Source organism: Streptomyces pimonensis (assembly GCF_041380215.1).
GTDB lineage: Bacteria > Actinomycetota > Actinomycetes > Streptomycetales > Streptomycetaceae > Streptomyces > Streptomyces pimonensis.
The window spans coordinates 193,337-209,582 of record NZ_JAHWZY010000002.1; the positions used below are offsets into that span (position 1 = coordinate 193,337).

The 16,246-nt window shown below is 72.2% G+C and carries 10 protein-coding genes; 4 read left to right on the top strand and 6 right to left on the bottom strand.

The window, feature by feature from the left end:
• Positions 1 to 77 precede the first annotated feature (77 nt).
• The 4 genes from KYY02_RS03455 to KYY02_RS03470 all read right to left on the bottom strand — a co-directional run bounded on the left by KYY02_RS03455 (position 78) and on the right by KYY02_RS03470 (position 6,818).
• Positions 78 to 3,863, bottom strand: a complete 3,786-nt coding sequence (locus KYY02_RS03455) for a multifunctional oxoglutarate decarboxylase/oxoglutarate dehydrogenase thiamine pyrophosphate-binding subunit/dihydrolipoyllysine-residue succinyltransferase subunit (RefSeq protein ID WP_371235886.1) — start codon at positions 3,861 to 3,863, stop codon at positions 78 to 80.
• A gap of 291 nt (positions 3,864 to 4,154) precedes the next feature.
• Positions 4,155 to 5,267, bottom strand: a complete 1,113-nt coding sequence (locus tag KYY02_RS03460; protein ID WP_371235887.1) for a HAMP domain-containing sensor histidine kinase — start codon at positions 5,265 to 5,267, stop codon at positions 4,155 to 4,157.
• Positions 5,264 to 6,004, bottom strand: a complete 741-nt coding sequence (locus KYY02_RS03465) for a response regulator transcription factor (RefSeq protein WP_371235888.1) — start codon at positions 6,002 to 6,004, stop codon at positions 5,264 to 5,266. The genes KYY02_RS03460 and KYY02_RS03465 overlap by 4 nt, the downstream gene beginning before the upstream one ends.
• A 124-nt stretch (positions 6,005 to 6,128) precedes the next feature.
• The gene (locus KYY02_RS03470) at positions 6,129 to 6,818 is read right to left on the bottom strand and encodes a spermine/spermidine synthase domain-containing protein (protein WP_371235889.1); all 690 of its coding nucleotides are present in this window, start codon (positions 6,816 to 6,818) and stop codon (positions 6,129 to 6,131) included.
• 151 nt (positions 6,819 to 6,969) lie between these two features.
• On the opposite strand from KYY02_RS03470, the gene lon reads away from it, so the two are divergent.
• Entirely contained in the window at positions 6,970 to 9,405 is a 2,436-nt protein-coding gene (gene lon, locus KYY02_RS03475; protein ID WP_371235890.1) for an endopeptidase La, read from the top strand.
• 174 nt (positions 9,406 to 9,579) lie between these two features.
• Here the strand turns inward: lon and KYY02_RS03480 are convergent, their stop codons facing one another.
• On the bottom strand, positions 9,580 to 10,404 hold the full coding sequence (locus KYY02_RS03480) for a lysozyme (protein WP_371235891.1): 825 nt from the start codon (positions 10,402 to 10,404) through the stop codon (positions 9,580 to 9,582).
• A gap of 230 nt (positions 10,405 to 10,634) precedes the next feature.
• Between KYY02_RS03480 and KYY02_RS03485 the strand changes: the two genes are divergently transcribed.
• A complete protein-coding gene (locus KYY02_RS03485; RefSeq protein WP_371235892.1) occupies positions 10,635 to 11,129 on the top strand; it encodes a MarR family winged helix-turn-helix transcriptional regulator in 495 nt (164 codons plus the stop codon).
• A gap of 17 nt (positions 11,130 to 11,146) precedes the next feature.
• Here KYY02_RS03485 and KYY02_RS03490 read toward each other — a convergent pair whose 3' ends face one another.
• Positions 11,147 to 11,941 (bottom strand): protein phosphatase 2C domain-containing protein, encoded by a 795-nt coding sequence (locus tag KYY02_RS03490; protein ID WP_371235893.1) that lies wholly within the window; start codon positions 11,939 to 11,941, stop codon positions 11,147 to 11,149.
• A 393-nt stretch (positions 11,942 to 12,334) separates the two neighbouring features.
• Between KYY02_RS03490 and KYY02_RS03495 the strand changes: the two genes are divergently transcribed.
• A complete protein-coding gene (locus KYY02_RS03495; protein ID WP_371235894.1) occupies positions 12,335 to 15,727 on the top strand; it encodes a sensor histidine kinase in 3,393 nt (1,130 codons plus the stop codon).
• Positions 15,724 to 16,224, top strand: coding sequence for a roadblock/LC7 domain-containing protein (locus tag KYY02_RS03500; RefSeq protein ID WP_371235895.1), 501 nt, complete (start codon positions 15,724 to 15,726; stop codon positions 16,222 to 16,224). Before KYY02_RS03495 ends, KYY02_RS03500 begins: the two co-directional genes overlap by 4 nt.
• Positions 16,225 to 16,246: the final 22 nt, after the last annotated feature.

Consider the following 16,246-nt stretch of genomic DNA (forward strand, 5'->3'; position numbering starts at 1 on the left):
GGGGACAAGGATAGGTGCGGGAAAACGGACGGGCCGCACCCCCCGTGAGAGGGGTGCGGCCCGCGCGCTGCCGCCGGTTACGCCTCGAAGACCTCGCGCACCAGCTGCTCCTGCTCGGCCTGGTGGCGCTTCGCGGAGCCGACCGCCGGGGACGAGCCGTGCGGCCGCGAGATGCGGCGCAGACGCTCGTCGTGCGGGAGGTCGGCGCCGACCGCCAGGTCGAGGTGGTCGATCAGGTTGAGCGCGATGAACGGCCAGGCGCCCTGGTTCGCCGGCTCCTCCTGGGCCCACAGGTACTTCTCGGCGTTCGGGTACTTCTTGATCTCCGCCTGGAGCTCCGCGCCCGGCAGCGGGTACAGACGCTCGATGCGGATGATCGCCGTGTCCGTCGCGCCGCGCTTCTGCCGCTCGGCATCGAGGTCGTAGTAGACCTTGCCGGCCGTGAAGACGACCTTCTTCACCGCGGCCGGGTCGACCGAGGCGTCGCCGATGACCGGGCGGAACTGGCCCGTGGTGAACTCCTCCGCCTTCGAGGCCGCGGCCTTCAGGCGCAGCATCGACTTCGGGGTGAAGACGACCAGCGGCTTGTGGTGCGGGTTGTGCACCTGCCACCGCAGCAGGTGGAAGTAGTTCGACGGCGAGGTCGGCATCGCGACCGTCATGTTGTTCTGGGCGCAGAGCTGCAGGAACCGCTCCGGGCGGGCCGAGGAGTGGTCCGGGCCCTGGCCCTCGTAGCCGTGCGGGAGGAGCAGGACCACACCGGAGGTCTGGTTCCACTTCTGCTCGGCCGACGAGATGAACTCGTCCACGACCGTCTGCGCGCCGTTGACGAAGTCGCCGAACTGCGCCTCCCACAGCACGAGCGCGTCGGGGCGGGCCAGCGAGTAGCCGTACTCGAAGCCCATCGCCGCGTACTCGGAGAGCAGGGAGTTGTAGACGTTGAGCCGCGCCTGGTCCTCGGAGAGGTACTGCAGCGGCGTGTACTCCTCGCCCGTGCTGCGGTCGATGATGACCGCGTGGCGCTGGCCGAAGGTGCCGCGCTGGGAGTCCTGGCCCGCGAGACGGACCGGGACGCCCTCCAGGAGGAGGGAGCCGAAGGCGAGGGTCTCGCCCATGCCCCAGTCGATGGTGCCGTCCTCGACCATCGTCGCGCGGCGCTGCAGCTGCGGCAGCAGACGCGGGTGGACGGTGATGTGGTCGGGGATGTTGACCTGGGACTCGGCGATCCGCTTGACGATCTCCGTGGTCACCGCGGTGTTCACGGCGACCGGGAACTCGGCCTGCGGGTCGGAGGACTCCACGGAGCCGGGCTGGCTGGTGGCCTCACGGACCTCCGTGAAGACCTTCTCCAGCTGGCCCTGGTAGTCCTGCAGCGCCTGCTCGGCCTCTTCCAGGGTGATGTCGCCGCGACCGATCAGGGACTCGGTGTACAGCTTGCGCACCGAGCGCTTCTTGTCGATCAGGTCGTACATCAGCGGCTGGGTGAAGGCCGGGTTGTCCGACTCGTTGTGACCGCGGCGGCGGTAACAGATGAGGTCGATCACCACGTCCTTGTTGAACGCCTGGCGGAACTCGAAGGCGAGCCGCGCGACGCGGACCACGGCCTCCGGGTCGTCGCCGTTCACGTGGAAGATCGGGGCCTCGATCATGCGGGCCACGTCCGTCGCGTACATCGACGAGCGCGACGACTCCGGGGCGGCGGTGAAGCCGACCTGGTTGTTGATGACGACGTGGACCGTGCCGCCGGTGCGGTAGCCGCGCAGCTGCGACATGTTCAGGGTCTCGGCCACCACGCCCTGGCCCGCGAAGGCCGCGTCGCCGTGGATCGCCACCGGCAGGACGGTGAAGTCCGTGCCGCCCTTGCCGACGATGTCCTGCTTGGCGCGGGCGACGCCCTCCAGGACCGGGTCCACCGCCTCCAGGTGCGAGGGGTTCGCGACCAGGGAGACCTTGATCTGCTCGCCGTCCAGGCCGGTGAAGGTGCCCTCGGCGCCCAGGTGGTACTTCACGTCGCCGGAGCCGTGCATCGACTTCGGGTCGAGGTTGCCCTCGAACTCGCGGAAGATCTGCGCGTACGACTTGCCGACGATGTTGGCCAGCACGTTCAGCCGGCCGCGGTGGGCCATGCCGATGACGACCTCGTCCAGGCGGGACTCGGCGGCCGAGTCCAGCACCGCGTCCAGCAGCGGGATGACGGACTCGCCGCCCTCCAGGGAGAAGCGCTTCTGGCCGACGTACTTCGTCTGCAGGAAGGTCTCGAAGGCCTCCGCGGCGTTCAGCCGGCGCAGGATGCGCAGCTGCTCCTCGCGCTCCGGCTTGGTGTGCGAGCGCTCGATGCGGTCCTGGATCCACTTGCGCTGCTTGGGGTCCTGGATGTGCATGAACTCGACGCCGGTGGTGCGGCAGTACGAGTCGCGCAGCACGCCGAGGATGTCGCGCAGCTTCATCAGGGACTTGCCGGCGAAGCCGCCGACGGCGAACTCGCGCTCCAGGTCCCACAGGGTGAGGCCGTGCTCGACGATGTCCAGGTCGGGGTGCTTGCGCTGGCGGTACTCCAGCGGGTCGGTGTCGGCCATGACGTGGCCGCGGACCCGGTAGGAGTGGATCAGCTCGAAGACGCGGGCGGCCTTGGTGACGTCGTCGTCGTGGGAGGTGTCGATGTCCTTGAGCCAGCGGACCGGCTCGTAGGGGATGCGCAGCGCCTCGAAGATCTCGTCGTAGAAGTTGTTCTCGCCGAGCAGGAGGTTGGCGACCGCGCGCAGGAACTCGCCGGAGGCGGCGCCCTGGATCACCCGGTGGTCGTAGGTCGACGTGAGCGTCATGACCTTGGAGATGCCGAGCTTGTTCAGGGTGTCCTGGGAGGTGCCCTGGAACTCCGCCGGGTAGTCCATGGAACCGACGCCCATGATCACCGACTGGCCGGGCATCAGGCGCGGCACGGAGTGGACGGTGCCGAGGCCGCCGGGGTTGGTCAGGGAGACCGTGACACCGGTGAAGTCGTCCATCGTCAGCTTGTTGTCGCGGGCGCGACGGACGATGTCCTCGTAGGCCTGCCAGAACTCGAAGAAGTTCAGCGTCTCGGCCTTCTTGATGGCCGCGACGACCAGCTGGCGGTCGCCGTTGGGCTTCACCAGGTCGATGGCCAGGCCGAGGTTGACGTGCTCCGGCTTGACCAGGGTGGGCTTGCCGTCCACCTTGGCGAACGAGTGGTTCATCGCCGGCATGGCCTTGATGGCCTGGACCATCGCGTAGCCGATGAGGTGCGTGAAGGAGATCTTCCCGCCCCGGGCCCGCTTGAGGTGGTTGTTGATGACGATGCGGTTGTCGAACAGCAGCTTCACCGGGACCGCGCGCACGGAGGTGGCCGTGGGCAGCTCCAGGGAGGCGTCCATGTTCTTCGCCACGGCGGCGGCCGGGCCGCGCAGGGTGACCTGCTCGGGGCCGGTCCTCGCCTCCGTGGCGGGCTCGGCCTTGGGCTTCGCGGCGGCCGGCCTGGCGGCAGGCGCGGCCTTCGCCGGGGCGGGGGCCTGGGCGGCCGGCTGCGCGGCCGCAGGCGCGGCGGGCTGGGCCGGAGCGGCCGGCCGGGCCGGGGGTCCTCCCGCGCGAGTCGGTCCGGGCGTGGGGGAGGTGGCCGCGGCCCCCGCGGCCGCGGTACCCGCCGGAGCCGAGGTCGCAGGCGCGCCCGGCTTGTAGTCGGCGAAGAAGTCCCACCAGGCTCGGTCCACCGAGTTCGGGTCCTGGAGGTACTGCTGGTAGATCTCGTCGACGAGCCATTCGTTGGCACCGAAGGCCGAAGCGGGGTTCTTACCCGCTTGGTCGGTGTCGGTCGAGATGCTCGAGTTACTGGGGGACTGTGGCGACACGGCGTCAACCGCCCTCTTCCGCTTCGCAAGATGATGGACAGCGGAAATAAAGGCTACGCCCCCCGGAGCGAGAAGGTCAGGCCGGGCCCGTTCATCGTCGCGTAAGTCACATCGCGACGGGTGTTTCGGTGCGTGAAATGGCGGGAAACAACCCTGGTTTTGATTCTACGGGACGTCTCAGGGATCGCTCGACCGGGCCCCGGCGCACAGCTCGCGCGGGCCTCTGCCTGATCACACGTGTCCGTCGGCGCGGACGCGGATGGATCCTGCGGTTCCGCTTCGAACTTTACGTCAACTTGGTGCGGACCACTCTCCCGGAAGAGTGATGAGAATGCGGCAGCCCCGCTCGGATTCGGCCACGCGGATCCGGCCGCCGTGCAGATCCACGGCCCAGCGGGCGATCGCCAGGCCGAGGCCGGTGCCGCCGTCGCTGCCCGGACCGTGCGGCCGGTTGACGTTGCCCCGGTTGAACCGCTCGAAGACGCGGTGCCACTCGGTCCGCGGAATGCCGGGCCCCTCGTCCAGCACCTCCAGCTCCAGCGACTCCGGCCGGTCCCCGCGCCGCGCCCGGACCGTCACCCGGCCGTGCGGCGGACTGTGCTTGACCGCGTTGTCGATGAGGTTGGCGACGACCTGGTGGATGCGCTCGGGGTCGGCGTGCGCGACAAGCTCCGGCGGCGACACGTCGAGGTGCAGGTGGACGTCCGTACGGGTGTGGCTGCCCGATCCGGAGGCCATGCCCGCCCGGGCGGAGGCGACCATGTTGGCCTCCTTCAGCACCCCGGACAGATACGGCCACACCTCGAACCGCCGCTTCCGCAGCGGGACCACGCCGTTGTCCAGGCGGGACAGGTCGAGCAGCGTCTCCACGAGGCGTCCGAGGCGCTCGGTCTGCTTCAGGGCCGTGCGCATCGTCTCGGGGTCGGCCTGCGTGACGCCGTCGACGATGTTCTCCAGCACCGCGCGCAGGCCGGCGATGGGGGTGCGCAGCTCGTGCGAGACGTTGGCGACCAGTTCCTTGCGCTGGCGGTCCTGGGCCTCCAGCTCGTCGGCCATGACGTTGATCGCCTGAGCCAGGTCGCCCAGCTCGTCCCGGCGGTTCTCGCGCACCCGACGGGTGTAGTCGCCGTGCGAGATGGAGCGGGCCACGGCGGTCATGTCGTCCAGCGGCGCGGTGAGCGAGTGCGCCACGAACTGCGTGATGAGCAGCGTCGCGATCATCGAGAAGACCGTGATGAAGCGCAGCTCCGTCTTGGTGTGCACGGCGATCACCGAGAGACCGGTGGTGATCAGGACCGAGACGACGACCAGCGCGCCGAGCTTGGTCTTGATCGAGAACGGGCGCACACCGCCCCAGGGCCGCCGCGCCCCGGGGCCCCTGCGTCCGGCCGGGCCGTCGCTCATGGCGTCGGCGTCTCCAGGGCGTAGCCCACGCCGTGCACGGTGCGGATGCGCTCGGCGCCGATCTTCCGGCGCAGCGCCTTGATGTGACTGTCGACCGTGCGGGTGCCGGAGGCGTCCGCCCAGTCCCAGACCTCGGCCAGCAACTGCTCACGGGAGAGCACCGCGCGGGGGGTGCTCGCCAGGCACACCAGGAGGTCGAACTCGGTGGGCGTCAGATGGACGTCCTCGCCGCGCACCCGCACCCTGCGCTGAGCGTGGTCGACCTCCAGTTCGCCCAGGCGCAGGGTGCCGCTGCGCGGGGTCGTCGCGGCGAGGGCCGCCCGCTCCATGCGGCGCAGCAGCACGTGCACGCGTGCCGCCAGCTCCCGCATGGAGAAGGGCTTCGTCATGTAGTCGTCGGCGCCGACGCCGAGGCCGACCAGCATGTCGGTCTCGTCGTCGCGCGCGGTGAGCATCAGCACCGGCACCGGACGCTGGGCCTGCACGCGCCGGCAGACCTCCAGACCGTCGAAGCCCGGCAGCATGATGTCGAGGATCAGCAGGTCGGGCTGCCAGGCCTCCGCCGTGTCCACCGCGGACGGGCCGTCGCCCGCCGTTTGCACCAGGAATCCCTCGGCGCGCAGGCGGGTCGCGATGGCGTCCACGATCGTCGCGTCGTCCTCGACCACCAGGACCCGGCGCTGGGCGCCGGGAGTGGTCGCGGCCGTGCCGTTGTGGGAGGTCTGTGTCTGCTCCATCGCCCGCCCCTGAGGTGTGCTTTTTCCGGAATCCGTGGGGTGATCCGTCGTCTGCGCATCGCTGCGATTGACGCTTGAATGACCGCGCCAGGGCAGCAGCGTACGGGGAGGCGCCGGGGCTTTGCTATCCAGGGCGGACGCCGAGGTGCACCACGTCCGGAACGCCCCGGGCAACGGGGATCTCTTCGGTACGCACCTGCTGGAACCCGGCATTCCGCAAGGTTCCCTCGAATTCCGGGGACGGTTTCGCCGACCACACGGCGAGTACCCCGCCCGGCTTCAGCACCCTTGCGCAGGCGGCCAGTCCGGCCGTCGAGTAGAGCCCGTCGTTGCTCTCGGTGACGGTCCAGCCGGGCCCGTTGTCGATGTCGAGGCAGAGCGCGTCGAACGTGTCCGGCGTCTCATCGACGTAACGGACGAGGTCTGCCTCGACGATCTCCGTGCGCGGGTCGGCGAGGGCCCGCGCGGAGAGTTTGGCCAGCGGCCCCGCGCGGTGCCACTCGATGATCGCCGGCTCGCGTTCCACCACGGCGATCCGTCCCCAGCGGGGCTGCCCGGCGGCGTGTGCGAGTGAGAAGCCGACCCCGAGACCGCCGATCAGGACGTGCGGGTCCGCCGCGCGTGCGTCGAGGGCGGTCAGGGCGGCGTCGACGAGCCGCCGTTCCGAACGGCCGTCGGAGGTGTCCATCAGGAAGCAGCCGTTGGCGATGATCTGCAGCAGGTCACCGTGCCTGCGCAGCACGACCTCGCCGTACGGGCCCTCGCGGCGGTCCAGGACTTCGGGGGGTTCGGGAATGTCGTACGGGGTGGACATGCGTTCATCCTGGCAGCTTCGTCCCGTCGGCGATCAGGGGCTTCGGCGCCCCGGATCGGTGATCGCTCAGAGCGAACAGGCCTTCGGGAACATTCGGCGGCTCACATGCATTGAGTCGGCATAGCTCAACTTGACTGCCGAAGGGGAGATCATGGCTGCTGAGTCCACATCGCTCGCCCTGCCTGTGCTGCCGCTCGACGACGAGGTCGTGCTGCCCGGGATGGTGGTTCCGCTGGACCTGAGCGATTCCGAGGTGCGCGCCGCGGTGGAGGCCGCCCAGGCCGCCGCCGGGACGGAGTCGGGAAAGCCCAGGGTGCTGCTGGTGCCACGCGTCGATGGGACCTACGCCGGCACCGGCGTGCTGGGCACGGTCGAGCAGGTCGGCAGGCTGGCCGACGGCGATCCCGGTGCCCTGATCCGCGGCCGGGGCCGCGTACGGATCGGTGCCGGGACCACCGGGCCGGGCGCGGCGCTGTGGGTGGAGGGCACCCGCATCGACGAGAGCGTGCCCGAGCCGCTGCCGGGCCACGTGACCGAGCTGGCCAAGGAGTACAAGGCGCTCGCCACCGCCTGGCTGCGCAAGCGCGGCGCCTGGCAGGTCGTCGACCGCGTCCAGGCCATCGACGACGTCTCCGCGCTCGCCGACAACTCCGGCTACTCGCCGTTCCTGACCACCGAGCAGAAGGTCGCCCTGCTGGAGACCACCGATCCGGTGGCCCGGCTGAGGCTCGCCACCCAGCAGCTGCGCGACCATCTCGCCGAGCAGGACGTCGCCGAGACCATCGCCAAGGACGTCCAGGAGGGCGTCGACAAGCAGCAGCGCGAGTTCCTGCTGCGCCGCCAGCTGGAGGCCGTCCGCAAGGAGCTGCGCGAACTCAACGGCGAGCAGGAGGGCGAGGAGTCCGACGACTACCGCGCCCGCGTCGAGGCCGCCGACCTGCCGGAGAAGGTCCGGGAGGCCGCGCTCAAGGAGGTCGGCAAGCTGGAGCGGTCCTCCGACCAGTCGCCCGAGGGCTCCTGGATCCGCACCTGGCTCGACACGGTCCTGGAGATGCCGTGGAACGAGCGCACCGAGGACGCCTACGACATCCGGGGCGCCCAGGCGGTCCTGGACGCCGAGCACGCGGGCCTGGCGGACGTGAAGGAGCGGATCACCGAGTACCTGGCGGTGCGCAAGCGGCGCAGCGACCGGGGCCTGGGCGTCGTCGGCGGACGGCGCGGCGGCGCCGTGCTCGCCCTCGTCGGCCCGCCCGGTGTCGGCAAGACCAGCCTCGGCGAGTCCGTCGCCCACGCGATGGGCCGGAAGTTCGTCCGCGTGGCCCTCGGCGGTGTCCGCGACGAGGCCGAGATCCGCGGCCACCGCCGTACGTACGTCGGCGCGCTGCCCGGCCGGATCGTGCGGGCGATCAAGGAGGCCGGGTCGATGAACCCGGTCGTGCTCCTCGACGAGATCGACAAGGTGGGGTCGGACTTCCGGGGCGACCCGGCCGCCGCACTGCTCGAGGTCCTCGACCCGGCGCAGAACCACACCTTCCGGGACCACTACCTGGAGGTCGAGCTCGACCTGTCCGACGTCGTGTTCCTGGCGACGGCCAACGTCCTGGAAGCCATCCCGGAGGCCCTCCTCGACCGGATGGAGCTGGTCCGCCTCGACGGCTACACCGAGGACGAGAAGATCGTCATCGCCCGTGACCACCTGCTCCCGCGCCAGCTGGAGCGCGCCGGACTGGCCGGGGACGAGGTCACGATCGACGAGGGCGCGCTGCGCAAGCTGGCCGGCGAGTACACGCGCGAGGCCGGCGTGCGCACCCTGGAGCGGTCCATCGCGCGGCTGCTGCGCAAGGTGGCGGCCCGGCACGAACTGGGGGAGCGGGAACTCCCGTTCACCGTGACGGACGCCGACCTGCGCGACCTGATCGGCCGGCCGCACCACGTGCCCGAGTCCGCCCAGGACCCGGCCGAGCGCCGCACCGCCGTCCCCGGCGTCGCCACCGGGCTCGCGGTGACCGGCGCGGGCGGGGACGTCCTCTACGTGGAGGCGTCCCTGGCCGACCCGGAGACGGGCGCGGCGGGACTGACCCTGACCGGCCAGCTGGGTGACGTGATGAAGGAGTCCGCGCAGATCGCGCTGAGCTTCCTGCGCAGCCACGGCGCCGAGCTGGAGCTGCCGGTGGGCGATCTGAAGGACCGGGGCGTGCACATCCACTTCCCGGCGGGCGCGGTGCCCAAGGACGGCCCGAGTGCGGGCGTCACCATGACCACCGCCCTGGCCTCGCTGCTCTCCGGCCGGCTGGTCCGCACGGATGTGGCGATGACCGGGGAGGTCTCGCTGACCGGGCGGGTGCTGCCGATCGGCGGGGTGAAGCAGAAGCTGCTCGCCGCGCACCGCGCGGGGATCACCACCGTGATCATCCCCAAGCGCAACGAGCCCGACCTGGACGACGTCCCGGCGGAGGTGCTGGACAAGCTCGACGTCCACGCCGTCACCGACGTCCGCCAGGTCCTGGAACTGGCGCTGTCGCCCGCGACGAACGGCGCGGCGCCGGAGGTTCCGGTCGCCGCGGTGGGAGCGTCCCCCGGGCTTTAGGCACGGAGGGAGGAGGCGGCCGGGCGGGTGAAGACCCGGGTCCCGTGAGGGAGGCCCGGGTCTTCACCGCGCCCGGGGCCGGCCTGTCGGTCGGTCGAGTGCGAAGGCCCGCGCCCGGGGCCGGCCTGTCGGTCGGTCGAGTGCGAAGGCCCGCGCCCGGGGCCGGCCTGCCGGTCAGCCGAGTGCGAAGGCCCGCAGCCGGTCCAGGGCACCGTTGAAGAGGTCGTGGTCCCCGACGGTCGGGCCGGTCGAGGTGTACTGCCACATCGTGTAGGCGTTCCAGCCGGCGGGCAGTTCACCCACGGTGGAGGCGTACCGGGCGATCCACAGCGGGGTGGTGGCGGCGAAGCCGGCGTAGTTGCCGGTGCACTGCTTCCACCAGCTGGTGGCCGTGTAGAGGACGGCGTCGCGGCCGGTGCGGTACCGGTACCGGTCCAGGAAGTCGCGGATCCAGCTCACCATCGCGCTCCGCGACTTGCCGTAGCAGGCGTCGCCGTACGGGTTCCACTCGATGTCGAGCACGCCCGGCAGGGTCCGTCCGTCCGCGGACCAGCCGCCGCCACGGTCGACGAAGTAGTCGGCCTGGGCGGCGCCGCTCGCCGTGTCGGGCGTGCCGAAGTGGTAGGCGCCGCGGATCATGCCGACGTCGTAGGAGCCGCCGTACTGCTGGGAGCGGTACGGGTTGGTGTAGTACGTCCCCTCCGTGGCCTTGACGTAGGCCCAGCGGACGCCGCTGTTCCACAGGGTTCTCCAGGCGACGTCGCCCTGGTGGCTGGAGACGTCCACGCCCTCCGTCCGGGTGGTGCGGACCGTGGGGAGACCGCCGCGGCCGTCGTGGGCGAGCACGCCCATGCCCATGTGGGCGGAGCCGCGCGGAGGAGCGCCGGGAGCGGATCCGGCCGCGACGGCCGGGCGGGGGAGGGAGAGCACCGCGAGCAGGACCGCACCGGCGGTCGCGAGCGCGCGTATGCGGGGGAGGGCGGATCTGTGCACAGGCATGACGCATCTCCGAAAGGTCGGTGTGGGGCGAACCCGGAATGTGTCCTACGTCCTATGTGGGGGCATGCCACGCAATCGCCTGGTAAGGAGACTGCGTACGTGGACCGCGGCGGGGGCGAGACGTCCGCGCGCTGCCACTGGTCCACGCCTGCGAAATACTGGTGGAGCTGCGGCGACGTCGCCACTTGGCGGAAGACTTTCAGAACCGGAAAACCGAAGCAGGGGCAGACGTGCACGAAGACGGACAGGGCGGCGAGGAGCGCGCCGCCTCCCCGGAGCCCGCGCAGGGTGTGGACCAGCCGGGGTTCCTCGCGCTGGAACGTGAGTTGACGGTGTTGCTGCGGCGCGCCCGGGCCAGCCAGGGGGAGATGGCCCGCGCGGTCCATCCTGACCTGGAGCCCTCCGCGTACGGGCTGCTGATCCGTCTGGACGAGTGCGGCCGGCAGCGGGCCACCGAGCTCGCCGCCTACATCGGCGTCGGCAAGGCGACGATGTCGCGTCAGTTGCGCGCGCTGGAGGAACTCGGTCTCGTCGCCCGCGAGCCGGACCCCGCCGACGGCCGTGCCTGGCTGATCGCCCTCACACCGGAGGGCCGCGCACGGGTCCGCAAGGTCCGTGAGGCCCGCCGCGCCCGCTACGCCGGACGGCTCGCCGACTGGGACCCCCGCGAGGTCACGGAACTCGCCCGGCTGCTGGGCCAGCTGAACCGGGGCATGGAGAAGTGACCCCGTACGGACTACCGCTACCGGAGTGACAGCTCGGCGTACACCACCGTCGCGTCGTCGTGCGTCTTGCCGCGGCGCGGCGGCACCCGGCCCGCGTCCGCCCGTTCCTGGGTCCGTACGCGGTCCACCAGGGACCGGGCGCCCTCCTCGCGGACCAGGGCGAGGCAGTCCGCCCAGTCGCCCGCGTGGAACCGCTCCACCCAGCGCGCCGCACCGTCCGTCAGGGCGGCCAGGGCGCGCACCTCGTCGCGCGGCAGCGAACCGGTGACCGCGCGGGAGGCCACGGAGGGATCCGCCGCCGCCGTGAAGAAGCCGCCCTCCTTGTTGCGCAGCGTGGTGTCCACCAGGGCGTGACTGGCCAGGGCCGAACGGGGCAGCCGGTCCAGCCGGTCGTCCAGGAACGGGGTGACCGCGCCGTCGGGGGACTCGACGAGCAGGGCCGAGTCGGACAGCACCAGGTAGTCCACCGAGGCCGGTGACCAGCGGGCCAGCACCACCGTCGCCTGCGGCGTACGAGGGTGAGAAAGGTCACAGGTCGCCGCGTGGCTGCCGGCGGTACGCGCGAGGGCCCGGGACAGCAGTTCGGCGAGGGGAACATCCGGGAGGGAAACGGTCAGTTCGGTCAGCGCCCCGCCCAGTCGCGCGGTGAACCAGGGCACGGAATGCAGACATCCGCCGCCGTCCCCGGGGGGCGTGACCCCGTCCAGCACCACGAGCGAACCGCCCTGCCCGGAGGCCGGAAGCCCGACGCTCGCGAAGTCCTCGTTGGGGCGGCCGGGGTCACCGGGCTCCGAAACAAGCTCCGTACGCATCCAGCCAGTCTGCACGAGCCCCCCGCACGGCTCGCGAAAGGTCCTCGCCGGTCGCCGGATCCGTGCAGCCGCGCAGGTCAGACGCCTGATTTGAGAGGGAATGGAGTGCTCCGGGAAGGCGTGGCGGCGAATCCTGCCACCGCCTGCCGCAGACGTCCAACCGGTGCGCCGTGCGGGGCCGCCGCGAGAGGCGGCGGAACTTGCCCCCAACTCGCCTCCGGGGTTCACTCCTTCGAGTGGCGGGTCAGGTGATGCGCATCCACCGTCCACGGTCACTGGGAGGGTCGGGGAGCGATGGGGGCGCCTCGCTGCCCGAGCGCGGTCGAGAGCTCGGGGTGAACGCCCGCACCCGTTGACGGAGCGTCACCCGAACCGCGGGTACACGAGTCAGGAATGCGAGCACCGGTGCAGAAGTCGCGGCCTCGTCGCACAGGCAAGCAGACGACCCCCACGGGGGAAGCGGAGCGGACGGCCGGCGTGGGCAGGGGGCGCCCCACCCATGTACGCAACCGGCTCATCGTGGCCGTGGCCGTGGTGGCCGCCGCGATCGCCGCGGCCGGGGCGCCCTCCGTGCTCGCCGCCTCCGGGGAGCTCAAGGACTCGCAGGACCTGGTGACGTTCGCCGAGCAGACCCAGGACGCCCTCGCCCTGGCGCACTCCCTCGCCGACGAGCGCGACGAGGTCGTCCCCTACATCGCGGCCGGCCGCCCCAAGTCCAAGGCGCCCTCCGAGGAGCACAGCGCCCGCGTCGACCGGCAGATCAGGGAACTGCGCGTCGACACCGACATGCCGCAGGAGCTGCGCGACGGCCTCGACGCCGTCGCCACCGTGCGCAGAGCGGCGCTCACGGGCAAGAGCAGTGCTCTCGAAGCGCATCAGGCGTACTCCACCGCCATCACGCGACTGCACCGGCTCGCCGAACAGCTGGCCGAGCAGACCCCGCCCCGCGCCGGCTCGGGCGCCCACGCGCTCAGCGAACTGGACTCCGCCGTCCAGCAGGCCGCCGCCACCCGCGGACTGCTGCTCGCCGCCCTGAACGTGCCGCGCACCACCGAGACCGTGATCGACCCGTTCACCGGCCTGCCGTCCACCACCACCGGCTCCTCGGACGCCGACACCGAGCGGCGCGACGCGCTGACCGCCGCCGCGCTCCAGGCCCGGCTGCGCTCCGACGCCGCCCTCGCCCACTTCCGCGAGTCCGCGCCCCAGGCCGCCCGCGCCTCCTACGACTCCACGGTCACCGGCCCCGAGGTCGAGACCGCCGAGAGGTACCTGGCCCGCCTCACCGACGAGCCGACCCTCTCCGACGACGACCTCGACACCAGCGTCAAGAAGCTGCAGGCCGCGCTCACCGCGCGGGTCGAGACGATGCGCGGGGTGGAGTCCGCCCTCTTCGACAAGCGCACCAAGGACCTCGCCCGGCTGCGCGACGACGACGTCACCGCGCTGGAGATCCGGATCGCCGTCCTCGGCGCCCTGATGCTGCTCACGGTCGGCATCACCACCGCGATGGCCCGCACCCTGACGCGCCCGCTGTCGGTGCTGCGCCGGGGCTCCGCCCGCCTCGCCGAGGCGGAGGACCCCGTCGGCCAGGAACCGGTCGCCTTCACCGGCCGCAACGACGAGTTCGCCCAGGTCGTCCGCTCCGTCAACGTCCTGCACGCGCGCACCGTCGCCCTCGCCGAGCGGGTCGCCACACTGGAGGCCGACCGCAAACACCTCGTGGGCCAGCGGCAGAAGATGGCCGACGCCCGCGAGGAACTGCGCACCGAACTCGCCGAGTCCGCCGCCCACCTGGAGCGACTGCGCGCCGGCATCGGCGGTACGTTCGTCAGTCTGGCCCTGCGCACCCTCGGACTCGTCGAGCGTCAGCTCGGCGTCATCGAGGGACTGGAGGAGCGGGAGGAGGACCCGGACCGGCTGGCCACCCTCTTCAAGCTCGACCACTTCGCCACGGTCATGCGCCGGCACAACGAGAACCTCCTCGTCCTCGCCGGCACCGAGCAGGGCCGGCACACGACGGGTCCGGTCCCGCTGGTGGACGTCGTACGGGCCGCGGTCAGCGAGATCGAGCGGTACGAGCGGGTCCGTATCGCCGCGCTGCCGCCGCACGTGCACATCGCCGGGTTCGCCGCGGACGACCTGTCCCACCTGCTGGCCGAGCTCATGGAGAACGCCACCTCGTTCTCCCCGCCCGACCTGCCCGTCGAGGTCTCCGGCTGGCTGCTGGAGAACGGCGAGGTCGTGCTCTCCGTCCGGGACGAGGGCATCGGCATGACCGGGGAGCGGCTGGAGCGGCTCAACTCCCGGCTGTCCGACTTCGACCCGGAGACCACGTACGACGTGGAAACCGAGGACGGTCTCGGTCTCGGCCTGTACGTCGTGGCCCGGCTCGCCCACCGGCACGGGGTGCGGGTCCGGCTGCGTGAGCAGAAGCAGGGCGGCATCGCCGCGGTCGTCGTCCTCCCCGCTCCTCTCCTGGCGCCCGCCGCCCCCGACGCGGCCCCCGCCGGCGGCAGCGCCCCCCCGCGCGCGCTCCCGGGCGCCGGGGCCGAGGCCGGCTCCCACGGCCGCACGAAGTCGGACGACCCGCTGGTCGCCCTGGCGGAGAAGGCGGTACGCCACCAGGGCCCGCCCGGTGGGGAGAACCCGGACGAGCCGGCGGGGACGCCGGAGGCGGCCGACGCGGACGACTCCTCGCCGTCCCTCGCGGAGGAGGCGGCGGAGAACTCCGCCGGGCGGCCGGAGAAGGCCCGCGCCGAGGACGCCGGCGAGCCGGCGGGGAGCGGCGCCGACCGGCCGGTGGAGCCGCAGGCCCCTGGCGGGGCGGCACAGGATCTTGCGCGGGAGCGCGCGGGGCACGAGGACGCGGAGGGCGCCGACGTGCCGCTTGAGCGGCCCGCCGAGGTCACGATGGAGCTGCTGATCCCGGCGCAGCCGGAGACGGCCGACGAGCCGGCGCCCTCGCCGGAAGCCACCCGGGACCACGGGAGCGACGTCGGCCACGCCGACCGCACGGCCGTTCCCGGCGCCCGGGGAACCGGGAGCGGCGCCGTCACCGAAGCCGGTACCGGAGCGGCAGCCGAAGCCGGGACCGATGCCGGGACCGCCGGCCGGCCGGAGGGCGAGAGCGTTCGCCCGGGGCCAGGTCACACGGGCGGGAACGCTGCCCCGTCCGGGGCCGCGGGCGCTGCTCCGCAGCCGTTCGGCGCGGGGGCGGACGAGGTCGTCCGCCCGGGCGCCGGTCACGCGGCCGGAGACGGGGAAGCCCCTTCCGGCGCCGCGAGCCGGCCGGCCGGCGAGGACACGGAGGACGCCGCCCACCCGGCCGCGGCCCACGGGGACGCGTCCGGGGCGGACGCCGGGCCGGAGGGACGGCCCCCGGCGGGCGCCGACCTCGCGGACAGCCCCGTAGCCGGGGCCGGGAACCCGGAAGGACATTCGCGACGGCCGGACGCCGCGTCCGGGGACGGCGCCGCCGCGGAGCACGCGCACGTCGCCGACCGGAACGGAGACGGGAACGGGGAACCGGTCACGGCCAAGGGGCTGCCCAAGCGCACTCCGAGGACCACCGCGCCCACCGCGGCCCCGAGCCCGCGCACCGGGTCCGTCGACGCCGAGACCCTGCGCCGCCGGCTGGGCGGTTTCCGCCGGGGAGCGGACGCCGGGCGCCGGGACGCCGAGGCGGAACTCGCCGAACGGACCGGTGGCCACCGGGCGCCGTCCGACCCGGCCGCCACACCCGAAGAGACCACGGGGAGCACAGCCGAGGAGGCAAGCAGTTGACCGCGCCCAGTACTGTCGGACTGAGCAGTGAGGCCCGCAACCTGCACTGGCTGTTGAGCAACCTCGTCGAGGAGGTGCCCGGGATCCTCTCCGTCGCGGTGGTCTCCTCCGACGGCCTGCTCCTGCTCTCCTCCGACGACTCCCGCAACACCGAGGCCCGCGACGCACGGAGCACGAAGCGCACCGGCCCCCGCGGCTCCGCCGCCGACCTGGCCACCGTCGTCTCCGGCATCGGCAGCCTCACCGTCGGCGCCTCGAAGCTGATGGACTTCGGTCCGGTCAGGCACACGATGGTGGCGATGGACGAGGGCAGCCTGTTCGTGATGTCCATCAGTGACGGCTCCCTGCTCGGCGTGCACGGCTCCGCGGACTGCGACATGAGCGTGGTGGCGTACCACATGGCCCTGTTCGTCGGCCGCGCCGGCCATGTCCTGACGCCTGAACTCCGCAGCGAGCTGCGCCAGTCCCTGGAGAACGAGTCCACCGGGAGCCGCTGATGGGCAAGCCCGGGAAACGGCT